This window comes from Acidovorax temperans, assembly GCF_028596105.1.
GTDB lineage: Bacteria > Pseudomonadota > Gammaproteobacteria > Burkholderiales > Burkholderiaceae_C > Acidovorax > Acidovorax temperans.
This window is the reverse complement of sequence record NZ_CP117193.1, coordinates 2079709-2098458: the sequence shown is the minus strand read 5'-3', so window position 1 is coordinate 2098458 and position 18750 is coordinate 2079709. Positions and strand designations below refer to the sequence as shown.

At 64.9% G+C, this 18750-nt stretch carries 17 protein-coding genes; 11 read left to right on the top strand and 6 right to left on the bottom strand.

All coding sequences use genetic code 11. The annotated features are described in order from the left end of the window. Positions 1-24: 24 nt before the first annotated feature. Genes PQV96_RS10000 through PQV96_RS09990 form a run of 3 tightly spaced genes read right to left on the bottom strand, consistent with a single transcriptional unit; the run spans position 25 to position 5159 of the window. Positions 25-3264: an efflux RND transporter permease subunit gene (locus PQV96_RS10000; RefSeq protein ID WP_273625155.1), complete on the bottom strand. Its 3240-nt coding sequence runs from the start codon at positions 3262-3264 to the stop codon at positions 25-27. A 15-nt stretch (positions 3265-3279) separates the two neighbouring features. Next, positions 3280-4461 carry an efflux RND transporter periplasmic adaptor subunit gene (locus tag PQV96_RS09995; protein ID WP_273625154.1) on the bottom strand — a complete coding sequence of 394 codons (1182 nt, stop codon included), beginning with the start codon at positions 4459-4461 and terminating at the stop codon, positions 3280-3282. Further along, the gene (locus PQV96_RS09990; protein WP_420482197.1) at positions 4458-5159 is read right to left on the bottom strand and encodes a TetR/AcrR family transcriptional regulator; all 702 of its coding nucleotides are present in this window, start codon (positions 5157-5159) and stop codon (positions 4458-4460) included. Before PQV96_RS09990 ends, PQV96_RS09995 begins: the two co-directional genes overlap by 4 nt. A gap of 170 nt (positions 5160-5329) precedes the next feature. On the opposite strand from PQV96_RS09990, the gene msrA reads away from it, so the two are divergent. The 8 genes from msrA to PQV96_RS09950 all read left to right on the top strand — a co-directional run bounded on the left by msrA (position 5330) and on the right by PQV96_RS09950 (position 12405). Continuing rightward, entirely contained in the window at positions 5330-5866 is a 537-nt protein-coding gene (msrA, locus tag PQV96_RS09985; RefSeq protein WP_273625152.1) for a peptide-methionine (S)-S-oxide reductase MsrA, read from the top strand. A 231-nt stretch (positions 5867-6097) separates the two neighbouring features. Next, positions 6098-6523, top strand: coding sequence for a Fur family transcriptional regulator (locus PQV96_RS09980; RefSeq protein WP_273625247.1), 426 nt, complete (start codon positions 6098-6100; stop codon positions 6521-6523). After that, the gene (locus tag PQV96_RS09975) at positions 6520-7236 is read left to right on the top strand and encodes an ABC transporter ATP-binding protein (protein ID WP_273625151.1); all 717 of its coding nucleotides are present in this window, start codon (positions 6520-6522) and stop codon (positions 7234-7236) included. Before PQV96_RS09980 ends, PQV96_RS09975 begins: the two co-directional genes overlap by 4 nt. A gap of 5 nt (positions 7237-7241) precedes the next feature. Continuing rightward, complete coding sequence (locus tag PQV96_RS09970; RefSeq protein WP_207374998.1) at positions 7242-8477, top strand: FtsX-like permease family protein; 1236 nt, start codon at positions 7242-7244, stop codon at positions 8475-8477. A 60-nt stretch (positions 8478-8537) separates the two neighbouring features. Continuing rightward, positions 8538-8789 carry a hypothetical protein gene (locus PQV96_RS09965; RefSeq protein WP_044400623.1) on the top strand — a complete coding sequence of 84 codons (252 nt, stop codon included), beginning with the start codon at positions 8538-8540 and terminating at the stop codon, positions 8787-8789. Between the two features lie 68 nt (positions 8790-8857). After that, a complete protein-coding gene (locus PQV96_RS09960) occupies positions 8858-9478 on the top strand; it encodes a DUF3299 domain-containing protein (protein WP_242638291.1) in 621 nt (206 codons plus the stop codon). 64 nt (positions 9479-9542) lie between these two features. Further along, positions 9543-10016 (top strand): hypothetical protein, encoded by a 474-nt coding sequence (locus tag PQV96_RS09955; RefSeq protein WP_207374999.1) that lies wholly within the window; start codon positions 9543-9545, stop codon positions 10014-10016. A gap of 292 nt (positions 10017-10308) precedes the next feature. Then, the gene (locus PQV96_RS09950; RefSeq protein ID WP_207375000.1) at positions 10309-12405 is read left to right on the top strand and encodes a TonB-dependent receptor domain-containing protein; all 2097 of its coding nucleotides are present in this window, start codon (positions 10309-10311) and stop codon (positions 12403-12405) included. A gap of 39 nt (positions 12406-12444) precedes the next feature. Here the strand turns inward: PQV96_RS09950 and PQV96_RS09945 are convergent, their stop codons facing one another. Both PQV96_RS09945 and PQV96_RS09940 read right to left on the bottom strand, forming a co-directional pair. Continuing rightward, positions 12445-12717 carry a helix-turn-helix domain-containing protein gene (locus PQV96_RS09945; protein ID WP_273625150.1) on the bottom strand — a complete coding sequence of 91 codons (273 nt, stop codon included), beginning with the start codon at positions 12715-12717 and terminating at the stop codon, positions 12445-12447. Between the two features lie 207 nt (positions 12718-12924). Then, on the bottom strand, positions 12925-13917 hold the full coding sequence (locus tag PQV96_RS09940) for a Bug family tripartite tricarboxylate transporter substrate binding protein (protein WP_273625149.1): 993 nt from the start codon (positions 13915-13917) through the stop codon (positions 12925-12927). 228 nt (positions 13918-14145) lie between these two features. Here PQV96_RS09940 and chrA point away from each other — a divergent pair, with 228 nt between their 5' ends. From chrA to PQV96_RS09925, 3 genes are all read left to right on the top strand, one after another. Continuing rightward, positions 14146-15426, top strand: a complete 1281-nt coding sequence (chrA, locus tag PQV96_RS09935) for a chromate efflux transporter (RefSeq protein ID WP_207375003.1) — start codon at positions 14146-14148, stop codon at positions 15424-15426. A 112-nt stretch (positions 15427-15538) separates the two neighbouring features. Then, on the top strand, positions 15539-16492 hold the full coding sequence (locus PQV96_RS09930; RefSeq protein ID WP_207375004.1) for an AEC family transporter: 954 nt from the start codon (positions 15539-15541) through the stop codon (positions 16490-16492). Positions 16493-16906: 414 nt separating this feature from the next. After that, positions 16907-17620 carry a hypothetical protein gene (locus tag PQV96_RS09925; RefSeq protein ID WP_207375005.1) on the top strand — a complete coding sequence of 238 codons (714 nt, stop codon included), beginning with the start codon at positions 16907-16909 and terminating at the stop codon, positions 17618-17620. A gap of 27 nt (positions 17621-17647) precedes the next feature. On the opposite strand, the gene PQV96_RS09920 is transcribed toward PQV96_RS09925, so the two are convergent. After that, positions 17648-18700, bottom strand: a complete 1053-nt coding sequence (locus PQV96_RS09920; protein WP_273625148.1) for an NAD(P)/FAD-dependent oxidoreductase — start codon at positions 18698-18700, stop codon at positions 17648-17650. Positions 18701-18750 lie beyond the last annotated feature (50 nt).

The window sequence follows — 18750 nt, the reverse complement described above, 5'->3', positions numbered from 1 at the left end:
GAAGGTCTCCAGTGGGAGTGCGGGTCAGGACAAACCCCGAATTTTAGATGGCCCAGAGGTGCTGTGGCCGCGTCCCATCTTGCCAAGGACCCAGCGCGCCAGGTCATCCATGTAGCAATACACCACGGGCACCACCACCAGCGTCAACAGCGAGGAGGTAATGACGCCCCCAATCACCGCCTGGCCCATGGGCGCGCGCTGCTCGGACCCTTCGGAAAGTGCAAACGCCAGGGGCACCATGCCGAAAATCATGGCCAGCGTGGTCATGAGGATGGGGCGCAGTCGCACGCGTGCAGCCAGCAGCAGGGCCTCGGCGCGGGGCAGGCCGGGCACGGTCTGGCCTGCGTCATTGACATGCTCTTCGCGGGCGCGGATGGCGAAGTCCACCAGCAGGATGGCATTTTTGGTGACCAGGCCCATCAGCATCACCACGCCGATGATGGAGAACATGGACAGCGTAGAGCGGAACATGAGCAGCGCCAGCACCACCCCGATGAGCGTGAGGGGCAGCGAGGTCATGAGGGCGAGTGGCTGCAAGAAGCTCTTGAACTGGCTGGCCAGAATCATGTAGATGAAGATGATGGCCATGACCAGGGCCGAGATGGCGTAGCCAAACGACTCGGCCATGTTCTTGGTGGAGCCACCAAACTGGTAGCGGTAGCCTGGGGGGAAGACCACGCTGTCAAGCGCCTTGCGGATGTCTGCCGACACCTCGCCGGCAGAGCGTTGTGCCACGTTGGCATTCACGGCCACCTCGCGCGTCAGGTCCCGCCGGTTGATCTGGTTGGCGCCGGTGGATTCGCTCACCTGGGCCACCTGGTTCAACCGCACGATCCGCGTGGTGCCATCGGCAGCGCTCAGGGCGAAGGGCAGGCGCTCCAGGTTTTGCGGAGCGGTGCGCGACTCAGGTGCCAGGCGCACGTTGACGTCGTAAGTCTGGTCATCGGGCGCGCGCCAGTTGCCCACCGTGGTGCCTGCCACCAGCGTGCGCAGCGACGTGGCCATTTGCGCCACGGAAAGGCCCAGGTCCGAAGCCACGTCGCGCTTGACCTCCAGCGCGATCACGGGCTTGTCGGGCTTGGCACTGCTGTCCAGGTCCACCAGGCCGGGGATGTGGCGGATTTTTTCGCTCACCTCGGCCGTCAGGCGTTCCAGTTCGCGAAGGTCTGGCCCCTGCAGCGAGAACTCAATCTGCTTTTGCCCGCCCACCGGGTCCAGCAGCCCCACATGGGTGACGGTAATGCCGGGCACGCGCTGCAGGCGTTCGCGCAGCACGGTGGACATCGCGTCCACACTGCGGCTGCGGTCCTTGCGGTCTACCAGGCGCACGTAGATGCTGGCGTACATCTTGCCTTGGGTCGAGCCAGTGTTGATGGTGGCCAGCGTGTAGCGCACTTCCGGCAGCTCGCGCAAGATGCCTTCCACCTGCTTGGCTTTGGCCTCGGTGGCCTCCAGCGAGGAGCCCACGGGGGTGTAGAAATTGACGGTGGTCTCGGAAAAGTCGGCTTTGGGCACGAACTCGGTGCCCAGCAGCGGCACCATGAAAATGCTCAACACGAAGATGCCCAGCGCAATGAACAGCGTGGCCAGCTTGTGTACCAGCGACCAGCGCAGAATGCGCTGGTAGCCCTCGGCCAATGCATCGGTCGCGCGGTCAAACCATGCGGTGACCCGGCCAATGGTCTTGTCGTAGAAGGTGACAGGCTCGGTGCGCTGGCCATGAGCGTGGATGCTCGGGTCGTGCCAGACGCTGGAGAGCATGGGGTCGAGCGTGAAGCTCACGAACATCGAGATCATCACCGCGGCCACGATGGTGATGCCGAACTCGTGGAAGAACTTGCCAATGATGCCGCCCATGAAGCCAATCGGCATGAACACTGCCACGATGGACAGGGTGGTGGCCAGCACCGCCAGGCCAATTTCCTGTGTGCCGTCCATGGCTGCCGCGTAAGCGCCTTTGCCCATCTGCACATGTCGCACGATGTTTTCGCGCACCACGATGGCATCGTCGATCAGCAGGCCCACACACAGGCTCAGCGCCATCAGCGTGATCATGTTGATGGTGAAGCCAAACATGTTCATGAACAGGAAGGTGCCGATCAACGCAATCGGCAGCGTCAGCCCCGTGATCACCGTGGAGCGCCAGGAGTTCAGGAACAGGAACACGATGAGCACCGTGAGCACGGCGCCTTCGATCAAGGTTTGGCGCACATTCGTCACCGCCACGCGGATGGGGCGGGAGCTGTCGCTGATCACCTCCAGCCGCACGCCTGGTGGCAGCAGCTTGCGGATGTCCACCACGGCAGCGTTCAGTCCATCCACCACCTCGATGGTGTTGTCGCCCTGGGCCTTCTGCACCGACAGCAGCAGGGTGCGCTGTCCGTTGTAGAGGGCGAGGCTTTCCACCTCCTGCGCGCCATCGTTCACCCGCGCCACCTGGTCGAGGCGGATGGGCGCACTGGGCCCCGCCTGGCCTGCCGACGCAGCACCCTTGCGGGCCACGATGATGCGGCCAAAGTCTTCGGGGCGCTGCATGCGGGCGTCGATCTGCACCACGCGTTCCTGGGCCAGCGAGCGGATGGCGCCCACGGGCAGGTCCTGGTTTTCGTTGCGCACGGCAGAAACCACCTGCTCGGGCGTGACGCCGTAGGTCTCCAGCGCCTGTGGGTTCAGGTAGATGTTGATTTCGCGCTTGGTGGCGCCCACCAGGTTCACCGCGCCCACACCGCGCACGTTTTCCAGGCGTTTTTTCAGCACCTGCTCGGCCCAGGTCGTCAGCTCCACAGCGGAAGGCGCTGCCGTATTGGCGTTTGCACCGGCTTGGTCATCGGGCAGTACGGCGAGGGACCACACGGGGCGGCTGGCTGGGTCAAAGCGCAGAACCCGGGGCTCTTTCACCTCGGTGCGCAGGTTGGGGCGCACGGTAGCCACTTTCTCGCGCACATCTTCGGCGGCCTTGCGTCCATCGATGTGCAGCTGGAACTCGATGATCACGACCGCCGTACCCTCGTAGCTGCGCGAGGTAAGGGCGTTGATGCCTGCGATGGAGTTGACGCCTTCTTCAATCTTCTTGGTGACTTCGCTCTCGACAATCTCGGGGGAGGCGCCGGGGTAGTCCACCGTCACGACCACCACCGGGAAGTCGATGTTGGGAAACTGATCGACCTTGAGGCGTTGGTAAGAAAACAGGCCCAGCACCACGATGGCAAGCATCACCATCGTGGCAAACACGGGGTTCTTCAGGCTGACTTGGGTGAACCACATACCTGGCGCCTGTGCTTATTGCGCTGTGCCAGAGGCCGCGGAGGCGGGGGCTGCTGGTGCCGCCGTCTGTGCAGTCATTGCAGCCACTGCCGTGCCTTCGCGCAATGTTCCCAGCCGCCCCGCCACCACCGCGGTGCCTGCGGGCACGCCTTCAACGGCCACCAGCGTCTGCCCCTGCACCACGGCGCGCATGCCTGGGGTGACGGGCAGATGTGCGATGCGGCCATTCTGAACGGCCTGCACATAGGGGCGGGGCTTGTCCGTGCGCACGGCGTCCAGCTCCACTGCCAGCACCTGCGTTTGGCCGGTGCTCAGCAAGCCCTGCACAAACATCCCCTGGCGCAACTGCGATGCTGATTCGGTATCCACGCGCAGGTACACCGGCACCGTGCGGCTGCCGCCCTGGGCACTGGGGTTGATGCGAGCCACGGTGGCGGTCACGTCCTGGCTGGATCCTTCCAGCTGAAGCCGCGCCTTCTGGCCGACGCGCACGGGCAGCGAATCTGCGGTGCTGAGCAAGGCTTCCAGCTCCAGACGGCTGGGGTCTACCACCTCCAGCACACGCCCATCAACCCCCACACGTTCGCCCGGTTGCGCCAGGCGCTGCGCCACCTGCCCAGAAATGGGGCTGCGCAGCACCGTGTCGTCCAGCGCCTTGCGCGCCACGTCAGCGGCAGCGCGGGCTGCCTGGTAGGTGGCTTGCGCCGCTTGCAGGCTGGCTTGCGAATTGACGAGTGCGGTGACAGAGATAAAGCCCTGGTCTACCAGGGCTTTGTTGTTGTCCAGCTGGCGCTGGTTGATGTCTACCTGCGCCTTGGCAGCATCGGCCTGCTGCTGGGCCTGGCGCAGGCGTGCCTGGGCTTCGGTGGGGTCAATGCGTGCCACCACCTGGCCAGCGCGCACGCTGTCGCCCTCGCGCAGCGTGAGGCTTTGAATCTCTCCCGCCACCCGCGCCTTGATCATGGCCGAATCCACAGCGCGCAGCGCGCCCGAGATGGGAACGCCCAGCTCCAGACTGCGTTGCTGCACCGTGATCATCTCGCCTTCAGCCAGTTGCAGCGGCGCTTGTTCGCGGGGCAAAGTGGCTTCAGCCAGCGCCTGTTTTTCCACTTGCCGTGCGGCCAGCGTGCGCCACACGCCCCAGCCCAGCAGCACAACAACCAGGCCGAGGGCCGTCCAGGTGATCCAGCGTTTCATGGGTTTTGAGAGGGTGGGGGTGTTGCACCAGCGGCAGGGCGAACGCACAGGCCGTGGAGGATGTTGTCGATCTGCGAGCGGATGTACTGTTCGGGCGAAAAGTTTTCGTCGGGCAGCGCGCAGGGGCCCATGGAGTTGTTCCACAGCATGAGGAACATCATGGGCGCCAGCACAATGTAGGTGCCGTATTCCAGATCCATTTGGCGAAACTCTCCGCGCTCCATACCGCGCTGCAGGATGCGCCGGATGAGAGACCGGCCGGGCAGGATCACCTCTTGCTGGTAGAACTGCGCAATCTCCGGGAAGTTCTGCGCCTCGCTGAACATCAGCTTGGTGATGCCGGAAGCCTTGGTGGCGCCAATGCGCTCCCACCACACCTGGTAGCAGTACGCCAGCACCTCGCTGGTGGTGCCGACAAAGGTCTCCAGCTCTGTGTTCCACTCGGCAAAGCGGCCGACGATGTTTTCGCGCACCACGGCCTTGAACAGCTCTTCCTTGCTGGGAAAGTACAGAAACAGCGTGCCCTTGGAGACCCCCGCACGCGCCGCCACATCGTCAACCCGCGTGGCGGCAAAGCCTTTTTCCACGAACAGGTCCAACGCCGCTTCCAGCAATTCGCCGGGGCGCGCTTCTTTGCGCCGGCTGCGCTTGGGGGCCGCTTCGTTGGTCAAGGGAGTGTGGGGTGTGTTGTGTGACATTGTTACTGACTGACTGGTTAGTAATGTAGCAACCAGACCTCCGGCAGTCAATGCGCTAGGGCAAGCAGTGCTGCCCTGCGAACCAGCGTTGTCGTGGGGCGCAGGTCAATTGCACTCGCCCCAAGGGTTATGGTCGCGCGGAATAATGGGCCGCAAAGGAATCAATATCCATGAACTTGCAAACCATCACTTTGGGCGGCGGCTGCTTCTGGTGCACCGAGGCGGTGTTTGACCGTGTGCGCGGCATTACCGACGTGGAAAGTGGCTACACCAATGGCCACACCGTCAATCCCACTTACGAGCAAATCTGCCAGGGCGACACAGGCCATGCCGAGGTCGTGCGCCTGACGTTTGATGCTGACGAAATCAGCCTGGAGGAGATCCTGGAAATCTTCTTCCACACCCACGACCCGACCACCCTGAACCGCCAGGGCAACGATGTGGGCACGCAGTACCGCAGCGGCATCTACTACGACCGGCCCGAGCATGGCGAAGTGGCCAACGCCATGATCCGCCAGATGTCGCAAGACAAAGTGTTCAGCGCCCCCATCACCACCGAAGTGGCGCCACTTTCGAACTACAGCACGGCCGAGGCCTATCACCAGGATTACTTTGCGAACCACCCTCACGCCGGTTACTGCGCATTTGTGGTGGGCCCCAAGGTGGAGAAATTCCGCAAGACGTTTGCGCGCTATCTGAAAGACTGAGGCCTGGCTGGTTTTTGCGCTCACGGAGCGCAGAACAACCGGTTGCCGAGGCTCATGTCCTGCCGTGGGTAGTGGTATGTGCCGCGCGCAAAGGGGCTTGTGGTGACTGGGGGTGTGCATAATGCAACCCATTTGCGTTAGATGCCGTTCAATCCGGCGCTGCAATCCACCATGTCTTCGACAGCCTCCCCCTCTAGTGACCAGCCCCTGGCCTGGGCGTTGCCGCCGGGCATGCGCGCCACCCGGGCCACCCGGGCGCTGGAGCGGCTGTACCACGAGCGCCCCCACGCCGCCTTGTCAGAGGCCGAGGTGGAAGCCGCCCTGGCCGCTGCGGGCGCCCCGGTCAATCGCGTCACGGTGTACCGCATGCTTGACCGTTTTGCCGCAGCAGGCCTGCTGCACAAGCAGGTCGATGCCGCGCGTGTGATGCGCTATGCGTTGGCACCGCAGGGGGAAGAGGGCGCGGCCCCTCGCTTTGAGTGCGACGACTGCCACCAGCAGTTTCGCCTGTCGCAAAGCGCCGCACCGGTGCAGGCGGCCCTGCAAGAAGTGCTGCAGGCGCTGGCCTCGGCCGGGCACGAGGGGCTGGCGGTAGACATTGCGGTGCGTGGCCGTTGCGCGGGTTGCGCCCACCCCAGCACAGGGGCCTCCGCATGATCCGCACCCGGGGCCTGGCCTACCGCTATGGCGCGGGGCCGCAGCTGTCATTTGCCGATGTCGATCTGCCGCAGGGCGGCACCTTGCTGCTGCAGGGGCGATCGGGCACCGGCAAATCCACCTGGCTGGCGCTGGTGGCGGGGCTCCGGGCGGCCACGGGCGGTGATCTGTTTGTGGCCGGCATCCAGTTGGGCACCCAGCGCGGGGCCGAGCTGGACGCCTGGCGTGCGCGCTGCATTGGCTTTTTGCCGCAAAAGCTGCATTTGAGCAGCGCCCTCACGGTGGCCGACAACCTGGCCCTGGCCTACTTTGCCGCAGGCCGCCCGGGCGACGATGCCGCCATAACCCAGGCTTTGGCCCAGGTGGGCGTGGCTGAACTGGCCGGGCGCAAGCCGCACCAGCTCTCGGGCGGGCAGGCGCAGCGCGTGGCCCTGGCCCGCGCGGTGCTGTTGCGGCCCGAGCTGCTGCTGGCCGACGAGCCCACGGCCAGCTTGGACGATGAGGCTGCTGCCGATGCCCTGTCCCTGCTGCAAAGCAGCGCTGCCGCCTGCGGCGCCAGCCTGGTGATTGCCACCCACGACCAGCGTGTGGTGCAGGCGCTGGCTGGCGTGCCGCGCCTGCAGCGGCTGGACCTGAATGCGGGCACCACTGCTGCCGCACTGGGCCATGATTTAAACGAAATTGGCACCCGGCGCTTGCTGGATAAGCGGTGATAGCTATGAAAAATATAGCAAAAACAGCCGCACTGGCATGGCGCTACCTGTGGTCGCGGCCGCTGGCGGCTGCGCTCAACCTGCTGCTGCTCACCCTGGGCTTGGCCGCCATCACGCTGGTGCTGTTGGTGTCCAACCAGCTCGACCGGGCCTTTGAGCGTGACCTGGAAGGCATTGACCTGGTGGTGGGGGCCAAGGGCAGCCCGCTGCAGCTCATCCTGGCGGGGGTGTTCCACATTGATGTGCCTACGGGCAACATCCCCCTGCAAGAGGTGCAGGCGCTAAAGCAAAACCCGCTGGTGGCCCAGGTGGTACCGCTGAGCCTGGGCGACAGCTACCAGGGCTATCGCATCGTGGGCACCACGCCCGATTACGTGGCGCACTACCGCGCCACCCTGGCCGAAGGCGCGCTGTGGCAGCAGCCCATGGACGCTGTGCTGGGCGCCAGCGCAGCGCGCGGCATCGTCAAGCCCGACCATGCCGGCAAGCCCCTCGTGGGGGCCACCTTCATCGGCAGCCATGGGCTGGGCGGGGGTGGGCACGCCCATGGCGACCACCCCTACCGCGTCAGCGGCGTGCTGGCACCCTGCGGCTGTGTGCTCGACCGGCTCATCCTTACCAGCACTGAATCGGTCTGGCAGGTGCACGAAGCCGTCACGGCCGATGACCCCGAAGACCTGGAAATCCTGAAGCAAGAGCGCGAGGTTACCGTGGCCCTGGTGCGCTACCGCACGCCGCTGGCGGCTGTGTCGTTGCCGCGTGCCATCAACGCCAACACCTCGATGCAGGCCGCCGCACCGGCCATTGAAGTGACCCGCCTGCTGCGTCTGCTGGGCGTTGGTGCGGATGTGCTGCGCGCCTTTGGCGGCGTGCTGCTGGCCGTGGCGGCGCTCAGTGTGTTCATCGCGCTGTGGAATGCCGTGCGCGAGCGCCGCTTTGACCTGGCCATGCTGCGCATGCTGGGCGCGCCGCCGGGCCGCGTGGCCGGGCTGGTGCTGTGCGAAGCGCTGTGGCTGGCGGCCCTGGCCTGCGCCCTGGGCCTGCTGCTGGGCCACGGCCTGGCGCATGCCCTGGGCTGGGCGCTGCAGGCGCAGGGGCTGTTGCCCGTGACGGGTGCCGTGTGGTTGCCGCAAGAGGCCGGTGTGCCGCTGCTGGCGGGCCTGGTGGCTGCACTGGCAGCGCTGCTGCCGGCCATGCAGGCCTATCGCACCGATGTGGCCGACCTGCTGGTGCAGCCCTGATGCCGCGCGAGGTGCCGTGTTTGTTTTGTTGTTCGTTGATCTCACCTGAAAGGAATCACCATGAAAAAACTTTGGACCGCCCTGTGCGTTGCCCCCTTGCTGCTGGCCAGCGCTGCCGCCCTGGCACAGGCCCACTCTGACAAGCAGACCAAGGAAGACATCGAGCGCCACCGCGCCATGGCCGCCGCCCATGAAGCCGCTGCCAAGTGCCTGGAAGGCGGCAAGGGCGAAGCCGTGTGCATGAAAGAGCTGCAGGCGGCCTGCAAAAACCTGGCCATCGGAAAATACTGCGGCATGAAGCACGCGCATTGATGCGCGTCCCTCACGCCTGCGCCTCGCTGTCGCCTGATTTTTTCGCTGATTGAAAGAAGAGTCTGCCCATGCCCCGCCTGCTGTCCTGCCCCTATGCCACCAGCCACGCGCCTAGCCTTGGGGCAGCGCGCTGGCGTGCCGTTGTGCTGGCCTGTGCTGTGGTGGTGGGTGGGGCAGGGGCGGCCAGCGTGCAGGCGCAGGCATCAGGCGCGGCAGGCACTCCGGCGCTCAGTTCACCCCTGCCGCCTGGCACCCACGGGCAGCCAGCGGTGGCGGGCAGCGGGGCCGGTTACCACAGCCCCAACAGCCCCATTGCGCCGCTGCCCGTGCGAAGCGATGTGGTGCCCTGGTCGGTGCTGACGGACCTGACCAAGAAAACCACGGCCAACGCCGTGCTGCCTGTGTTCAACGCGCAGCAGCAAGGCATGCACCAGACGGTGCAGCGCATCCAGGGCTTCATGGTGCCCATGGATGCCAAACCCACACAGAAGCACTTTTTGCTCACCTCGGTGCCCTTGACCTGCTCGTTCTGCATTCCCGGCGGGCCTGAGAGCATGGTCGAAGTCAAAGCCAAGACCCCCGTGCGCTATTCGCTGGAACCCGTGGTGGTCGAAGGCAAGTTCAACGTGCTGCCCAACGACCCCTACGGCCTGTTCTACCGGCTGGTAGAGGCAGTGCCTGTGAAGTAACGGGCTGCTGCTGCGCCCCTTTGCCCTGTTTTTGCTGCTGAAATCTCTTCGCCTTTCATCTGCCATGCGCCTGCCTTTGCCACGGCCCCACCAGCGTGTGTGCACCGCCGCGCGCCCGGGTGCCGGTGCGCGCGCATGGCAGGTGGCTTGGCTGGCCTGCCTGCTGCTGGCCCTGGCATGGGTGCCCACCCTGGGCCGGGTGCACCAGGCGCTGCATTCTGGCGACCACCGCGCGGTGCCCATCCAGGGGTTTGCGCATACGGGCCATGCCGCTGATGCAGCGCACCCCCATGCCAGTGCGCAGGCTGCGCCAGCCGCAGCCGGGCTGATCGCAGCCCTGCTGCCCGCCCACACCAGCGGGCTGGATTGCCTGCTGCTGGATCAGTTGGCCCTGGCCGATGGCCTGTTGGCCTCTGCGCCGGGGTTACCTGCCGTCCCCGGCACCCACCACGTCCCGATGGGCTTGTTGCAGCGCGGGTGGGAGCTGCACCGGGCGCTGTTCCAGGCCCGCGCACCGCCCGCAGCCTTGCGGGCCTGACCCACTGCGCTAACCCCCACCGCTTTTGCTGCCGGGGGCTCAGCCCCTGGTGGGCCCTGTGTGTTCTTGGCCCCACGCCAAGCCTGTGCTGTGCCATGGGCTGGTGGGCAGTGTGCTTGTTACTCCTGATTTGATAGCTGCTGGCGCTTGATTGGCGGGCGCTAGCGTGCTTTTTCTTCATCGTTGCAGGGCAGGCGGGTCTGTGCCCGAGTGGGCTGTTGCACGCTGCACGCCGCGCACTGCGGTTGCTGCCCTGTTCGCGTCTGATTTTTTTTGATTTCCAAGGTTCCTCATGACTCATTCCACATTGGCCTCACGCCGCCTTGCCCTGCGCCCCGTGGCCCTGGCCGTTGCTTTGCTGGCTGCAGGGGGCTCGGCGCTGGCCCAGACCCAGGCCGCCGCGCCCGTTGCTGCCGCCGAAGCCAGCCTGCCTTCCGTCACCGTCTCTGCCAGCGGCCTGCAACTGGGCGCGAGCGACATGACCACGCCCGTCACAGTGCTTGAAGGTGACGAACTGGTGCGCCGTCGCGAGGCCACGCTGGGCGAGACGCTCAGCAGCGAGCCCGGCATCACCAGCAGCCACTTTGGCGCCGGGGCCAGCCGCCCCATCATTCGCGGCATGGACGGCCCGCGCGTGCGCGTGCTCAGCGACGGTGCCGAGCTGCACGATGCCTCCACCATCAGCCCCGACCACGCCGTGGTGTCCGAGCCCATGCTCGCCACGCAGATCGAAGTGCTGCGTGGCCCCTCAGCCCTGGTGTACGGCAACGGTGCAGTGGGTGGCGTGGTCAATGTACTGGACGGCAAGGTGCCCACGGCCATTCCACAAAAAGGGTACGAAGGCAGCGCCGAGTTGCGCGCCAACACAGGCGCCCGTGAGGGGGCGGGCGCCTTGTCGCTGACTGGAGGCGCAGGCAACCTGGCGGTGCATGTGGAGGGCGTGGCGCGCGACGCGGGCGACTACCGCGTGGGCAAGGGCTGGGCGCCTGAGGGCGAGGCCACCCGCAAGGTGCCGGGCAGCTTCAACCGCACCGACACGGGCAGCGTGGGGCTGTCGTGGGTGGGTGAGCGCGGCTACCTGGGCGCGGCCTACACGCGCCAGACGGCCAAGTACGGCCTGCCGGGGCACAACCACAGCTTTGAAGGCTGCCACACCCACGGCAATCATCTGCACTGCGGCGCCCATGCGGGCGAAGACGATGGCCACGACCATGAAGATCACGACCATGGCGATGTGCCCGTGGTGGATCTGCGCAGCGAACGCTTTGACGTGCGCGGCGAGCTGCGCAACCCGTTCGCAGGCTTCTCGGCCCTGCGCCTGCGCGCGGGCGTGACCGACTATGCGCACGACGAGGTCGAAGACGGTGCCGTCAGCACCACTTTCAAGAACAAGGCCTATGACACCCGCCTAGAACTGCAGCACGAGCCCGTTGCCGGGTTCAAGGGCGCGGTGGGTTTGCAGACCTCGCAGCGCAAGTTCAGCGCCGAAGGGGAAGAGGCTTACGTTGAGCCCACTGTCACCCGCAAGGTGGGCGTGTTTGTGCTGGAGGAATACCGTCTGGGCGACTGGCGCTTTGAAGGCGCGCTGCGCCACGACCGCCAGACGGCCGAAGCGCAGACCAGCGGCATCGAGCGCAGCCACAACGGCACCTCGGCATCGCTGGGCGCGGTGTGGCGCTTTATGCCGGGCTACCAGGTGGGCGCCTCGTTCAGCCGCGCCAGCCGTGCGCCGTCGGCTGAAGAGCTGTTCGCCCGGGGCCTGCACATGGCCTCCAGCACGTACGAGCGGGGCAATGCCGATCTGCGTTCGGAGACTTCGCAAAACATCGACGTGAGCCTGAAGAAGACCAGTGGCGACACCACCTTTGGCGTGAGCGTGTTCCACAACAAGATCAACAACTACATCTACGGCCGCACGATCGATGCGCTGGATGGCCTGCAACTGCTGCAGTACAGCCAGGCCGACGCCACCTTCACCGGCATTGAGGGCCAGGTGCGCCAGGCCCTCACGCGCCACTTGGGGCTTACGCTGTTTGCCGACACCGTGCGCGCCAAGCTTGACGGTGGCGGCAATCTGCCGCGCATCCCGGCCACCCGCGCTGGCTTGCGGCTGGACGCCAACTGGGCCGCCTGGGAAGGCCAGGTGGAATGGGTGCAGGTGGCCCGCCAAAGCCGCGTGGCCGAGTTTGAAACTGCCACCCCCGGCTACGGCATGCTGAACCTGGGCGCTGCCTACAACGGCAAGCTTGCCAACGGCTCGCCCTGGCAGTTGTACGTGAAGGGCACCAACCTGACCGACCGCTTGGCCTACGCCCACACCTCGTTCATCAAGACCGCTGCGCCGCTGATGGGGCGCAACATCACCGTCGGGGTGAAGGTAGCGTTCTGATAGTGCCCGGGGCCCGTGCTTTGCTCGGGCCCCAGTGGGCTAGGTTTTGTTGACCAGCGCGTGCGTGGGGTGCTGCCCCGCCAGTAGCAAAAACATGGCGAAGACGGGGCCTTGCATGGTGCGCTCGTCGGTTTCGCTTTCCAGGGCTTGCCAGGTGCGTGACTGCACGCCACCCCGGCTGCCCTGTTGTACGGGGTAGCCCATCAGTTCTGCCGCCTGCACTTGGCTCAGGCCTGCGGCGATGCGGGCAACTTTGAGTTCGCCGGCGGTGGGTGCAGGCATGTCCAGGGTGAGAGGGGGGCTTGATGTCATGGGGCAAAAAGGTGAGAGTTCATTGCCTTTGCCCGTCTGAGCGCTCACCCAACTCAGCGAAGCAGCCCTGGGTAACCACGCCAGGGGAGTTTGGTCAGCAGCCCGTGGCAAGGCGTGCAGGCTTTCCATTGTGATGGATGCGGCACCCTTGCCACTTCTTGTTCAGTGCAGTGCCGCAGCCTGGCGCCGCGGCGCAGGCTGCGTGCGTCAGTCGAGCTTGATCTTGGCGGCCGTGACCACGCTGGCCCAGCGTGCCCGTTCCTTGGTAAAGAACTGGTCTTGCTCGGCGGGCGTCATGGTGACCACCTCGGCCCCCTGGCCCGCCAGGCGCGAGCGGATTTCGGGCGCGCGGATGGCGGTGATGAGCGCCTTGTTGAGCTTTTGCACCACGGCTTCAGGCGTACCACGCGGCACCAGCACGCCTTGCCAGGTGCCCGATTCATAGCCCGCGATACCTTGCTCTGCAATGGTGGGCACGTCGCCAATCAGCGGCATGCGCGTGGATTTGGAGACGCCCAGCACCTTGAGCTTGCCGTTTTGCACTTGGGGCAGGGTGGCCAGCATGCCGTTCATCAGCACCTGGGTTTGCCCGGCCACGGTGTCTTGAATGGCGGTGACACCGCCCTTGTAAGGGATGTACTGCCAGCGTGCGCCACTGGCGCGCTCCAGCGCCACGCCTGCCAGGTGCGGTGCGCTGCCTGTGGCCGTGACGGCAAAGTTCAGGTCATTCTTTTTGGAATAGGCGACCAGCTCCTTGAGGTTGTTCACCGGCACCGAGGGGTGCACCACCAGCAGGTGGGGCGAGTAGGCCAGCATGGTCATGCCACGCAGGTCTTTGGACGGGTCGAACGACAGTTTGGTGTACACCGACGGGCTGATGGCCAATGCGCCCACGTCGCACAGCAGCATGGTGTAGCCATCGGGCTCGGCCTTGGCCACCAGGTCGGCGCCCAGGTTGCCGTTGGCGCCTGCCTTGTTTTCCACGATCACGCTTTGCTTGAGCGATTCCGACAGCACCTGGCTGATGGATCGCGCAATGATGTCCGAACTGCCGCCAGGCGGGTAGGGCACGATGATGCGCACCGTCTTGCTGGGCCACTCGGCCGCGTTCTGCGCAAAGGCGCTGGCCGTGGCCAGCAGGGCAAGCCGGCCAGTACGGTGGAGCGGCGAACGATGGTCATTGTTGTTGTACGACAACATGTAACCAATCGAAGTGAAGGCATCTTCCCGTGCACTGCCCCTTTCGGGGGATCAATGCGAAAGCGCCGCAGGCTTTGTTTTTGGTTGCCTGTGTCAGTAGCGAGGGTGGCTAGGTGCGCCTGGCGAGCGCCTTTTCGTCACTCAGCCATATCGCTGTGGCAGAGTAGCGCCCCGCACTCCACAAACACGTCTGGCTTTCGCTGGGCGTGGGTTTTTGTTTTACGCGCCATGTCTGTCACACCAAGTCCGTCCACATCCCCCGCTACACCTGCCACTCCCCGGGAGGTGTTCTGGGTGTTCCTGCGCCTGGGGTTGACCTCGTTTGGCGGGCCTGTGGCCCACCTGGGCTACTTCCGTGATGAATTCGTGGTGCGCCGCCGTTGGCTCACGGAGCACAGCTACGCAGACCTGGTGGCGCTGTGCCAGTTCTTGCCGGGCCCCGCCAGCAGCCAGGTGGGGATGGCGCTGGGGCTGATGCGTAGTGGCTGGGGCGGTGCGCTGGCGGCTTGGGTGGGTTTCACGCTGCCATCTGCCTTGGCGCTGGCGTTGTTGGGCCTGGGGTTTTCGGCAGGCGGGCTGGGCATGCCCGCAGGGCTGGTGCAGGGCCTCAAGGTGGTGGCCGTGGCCGTGGTGGCCCAGGCGGTGTGGGGTATGGCCCGTGGGCTGTGCGCCACGGCCGGGCGGGCAGCGTTGATGCTGGCTGCCTGCGCCATTACCTTGGTGCAACCGGGTGTGGTGGGCCAATTGGCGGTGATGCTGGGGGCGGGAGTGCTGGGGTGGTGGGTTTGGGGCCGCAAGCAGGCCCCGGCTGGTGCCGCACTAGGTGCAACGGCCGACGCGTCGGACGCCTGGGCTGTGCCTCTTTCGCGCCGCGGGGGGCTGGTGCTGTTGGCGGTGTTCGCCGCCTTGCTGGTGGTGCTGCCGTGGTCGGTGGCCGTGGCGTCCGCCGCAGACGGCACAGCTTCTGCGCTCGCGGTGGTGGATGCGTTTTACCGCGCCGGTGCGCTGGTGTTTGGCGGCGGCCATGTGGTGCTGCCCCTGCTGCAGTCGGCCGTGGTGGAGCCCGGCTGGGTATCTGCCGACGCGTTTTTGGCGGGCTATGGGGCAGCTCAGGCCGTGCCGGGGCCGTTGTTCACGTTTGCTGCGTTTTTAGGCGCTGCGATGGCGCCGGGCTGGGCCGGGGCGGGCTTGGCGCTGCTGGCCATTCTGGGTATTTTTCTTCCGGCGTTCTTGCTGGTGGCGGGCGCGTTGCCCTGGTGGGCGCCGCTGCGCCAGCGGGCCTGGGCGCGGGGTGTGCTGGCCGGGGTGAATGCAGCGGTTGTGGGCTTGCTGCTGGCCGCGCTGTACCAGCCGGTGGCCACCAGTGCGCTGCACAGCGCGGCGGATGTGGCCCTTGCGCTGGTGGCGCTGGCTGCGCTGCTGCGGTGGCGTGTGCCACCCTGGGCGGTGGTGGTGGCCACCGCGTTGACGGGCTGGGGGCTGCAGGTCTTGCTGCCGAGTTTGATATGAAAATCGGCCCTAGCGCTTATTTATAAAGCGGAAGCAGCTATTAAATTAATAGCGTTTCTGCGCTGACTCTGTTGTTCCCGTCCTTGTTCTTTTGTTCTTCTGGCGTGCTGTCTTGAATTCTCCCGTCATTGCTTCCCTGGTTCCCGTGGTGCTTTTCATTGCCATCGGCTTTTTGGCGGGCCGCCAAGAATGGATCCGCGCCAGCGCGGTGAAAGACCTGTCCAACCTCGTCTTCATGGTGCTGTCGCCCGCGTTGCTGTTTCGCACCATGAGCACCGTGCACATCGAAGACCTGAACTTCGGCCCGGTGGGCATCTACTTCGCCGCGTTCGGTCTGCTGTATTTCGCCACCCTGGCCTGGCAAGGCTTCAACCGTCTCGCGGCAGCGCGGGCCCTGGCCAACACGTTCAGCAACACACTGATGATTGGTGTGCCCCTGGTCGGGCTGGTGTTTGGCGACGCGGGGCTGGTCACCCTGTTCACCCTGATTTCAGTGCACTCGCTCATCTTGCTGACTGCCGCCACCGTGGTGTTCGAACTGGCCGCCGCGCGTGAACATGCAGGCCAGTCAGAGGCTGCGCAACCCCCCATGTGGCGCACTGTGCTGGGCGCTGTGCGCAATGGCGTGTTGCACCCGGTGCCACTGCCCATCGTGGCCGGCCTGTTGTTTGCGCAGACCGGGCTGGTACTGCCCCCGGTGGTCGACAAACCCCTGCAGTTGCTGGGTCAGGCCCTGGGCCCGTTGGCCCTGCTGCTGGTGGGGGTCACGCTGGTGTTCACCCGCGTGGGTCACCATTTCAAGGGCGCGCTGCGCATCGCCGTGGCCAAGTGCATCGTTCACCCGCTGCTGCTCGCCGCCATGGCCTGGGCCCTGGGCCTGTCTGGCCTGCCCCTCGCCGTGATGATCGTGGCCGCATCGCTGCCCGTGGGGGCCAACGTGTTCCTGTTTGCTCAGCGCTACGAAGTGGCACAGGACGAGGTCACTGCCAGCGTGGCGGTGTCCACCATGTTGGCGCTGGTGACGATGCCGGTGGTGATTTTGTTGACTACGCGGTTTGTGGTTTGAGCGGGGCGGGCGCTGCGAAGCGGGGGCATCAGTCCAGCTGAAATTGGGCGTCAGCTATGAGCAGGGTTGGACAGCCGTCTTCTACCCGATGTAGTCATTTGTCCACAAGCCGTAATCAGCCGACCAGGATTCGTCCGGTGCTAGCAGGGGTTGCTCTTCATACTGGCGACTCGCCGCTGGACTGTTCTGCCGATAGATAGCAATCAATAGCAGTTGAGCTTACTTTTTTGTGAAACCTGTTCAAGGCCCCAGCTTGATGCTGTACAGGTTTTGATTTGAAATGACTGTGGAGGTGTTACGCGGCTTTGTTTATCTGTCGACTGCCTCCGTTAGCATTCTCCATCTTGCGGGATATGTCTAAGATTCGTTAGGCGTCAGAACATCACCCTTACTCGCATCCGCGGAGAAACTTCCTTGTCAACCCTTTACGCTCATGGCCCGCAGCAATGCCGCCTGTGTTTCGACGGCCACGCAGCAACTCTCTCACTCGGTGAATGGCGTCTCCATAACAACCCCGGCTACTACGGAAGTGCGACACCGAGCACACTTATCCTGGGATTCTCCAAGGGGGCAAACCAGAATCGAGCGGCTGAGGCCGGGCACTTCGACAGAATTGCGTTTGCAGGGGCACGCCATCGTCTGCAGGCAGTCTTGGTCACGCTTGGGCTGATGCCTAACGACAGGTCGATCGATCATCTCATGACTGCCCACGAGCGGGATTTCGGCGTCGCATCGCTAGTTCGTTGTAGCTTCTGCAAGATGAAGAACGGAGAGTGCAAAACAAGCGGAGACGTCATACCTTCTGCCTTTACCGACGCTGACACACTGGCAATCATCGAGCGTTGCGTAGCCACTCATCTCAAGACTCTGCCGCCCAGTGTGAAGCGGGTCGTTTTGCTCGGTACCGCTGACGCCTACATCAAGAAGACCCGAACAATCTTCGGTCGCTTGTACTCGAACTACACCCAAGTCAATGAGGCGGCGTTTCGTGCGGGTGACGCACTCTGGGTCTATGCAGCCCACCCTTCACCGGGCAATGGTCACTTCGAGTCTTGGATATCGGGCCCCCCAGAGAATGTCTCGGCCCGTAAGAGGTTGCTTGCACAACTTGCGCTTGCCGACGCCTAAACGACAACCAACCGTTTCTGACCGTCTTCAGCCGTTCACAGTCCCGGCTGACCCCACCCCCAGCAACTGATGCAGACGCGTACTGCTGGTGGTGTATTGCAGCGCCACAGGCTTGCCGCTGAGCGCTTCCGCCGCAGCAAAGGCGGCCAGCGTAGCTTCGTGAAAGCCGCAGACGATCAGCTTGCGCTTGCCTGGGTAGGTGTTGATGTCTCCCACCGCGTAGATGCCGGGCACGCTGGTGGCGAAGGTGGCGGTGTCTACCACCAGTTGTTTGCGCTCCATCGCCAGGCCCCAGTCGGCAATCGGACCTAGCTTGGGTGACACCCCAAGCGCTACCACCAGCACATCCAGTGGCAGCGGTAGGGTGGTGTCTTGCGGGGTGGTGATGTGCAGCGCGGTCAGCCGCTCGCCGGCGCTGTCCATGCCGGTGGGTTGACCCACGACCACCTGGATGCGGCCGGCATTGCGCAGGGCCTGCAACTGGGCCAGCACTTCGGGCGTGGCGTTGAAGACATCGCGCCGGTACAGCAACGTCACGCTGACGGCTTGCCCGGCAGTTGCGGCTTCTAATGCGCAGGCCACGGCGGCATCGTCGCCGCCGTGCACCACCAGCCGCTGGTCTTTGAGCGATGCCGTGGCGGGGAGCCGTGTGTAATGCAGTTGGGTCCCCACAAACCGGTCGATGCCTTCCAGCTTGAGGGCCTTGGGCACGAACGCGCCCACGCCCGCTGCGATGAACACTGCGCGGGCACTCAAGGTAGCGCCTTGTGTGGTGGTGACTTGAAAGCGCCCGGTATCTGCCTGCGATTGCAGAGCAGCCACCTGCGTGTTCAGGTGCCATCGGGGCTGGAAGGGGGCGACTTGCTGCAGCAGCAGGGCAGCCAATTCGCGCCCGGTGCACACGGGCACGCCGGGAATGTCGTAGATGGGCTTGTCGCCATACAGCTCCACGCATTGGCCGCCCGCGTAGGGCAGCGCGTCAATGATGTGGGCTGACAAGCCTTGCAGGCCCAGCTGGAACACCTGGAACAGGCCCACCGGGCCTGCACCGATGACGACGGCATCGGTTTCTTGAATCATGGGCGGGGCAGAGGATGCTGGAACCCGCTGGAAGATGGCACTGCCGAGTC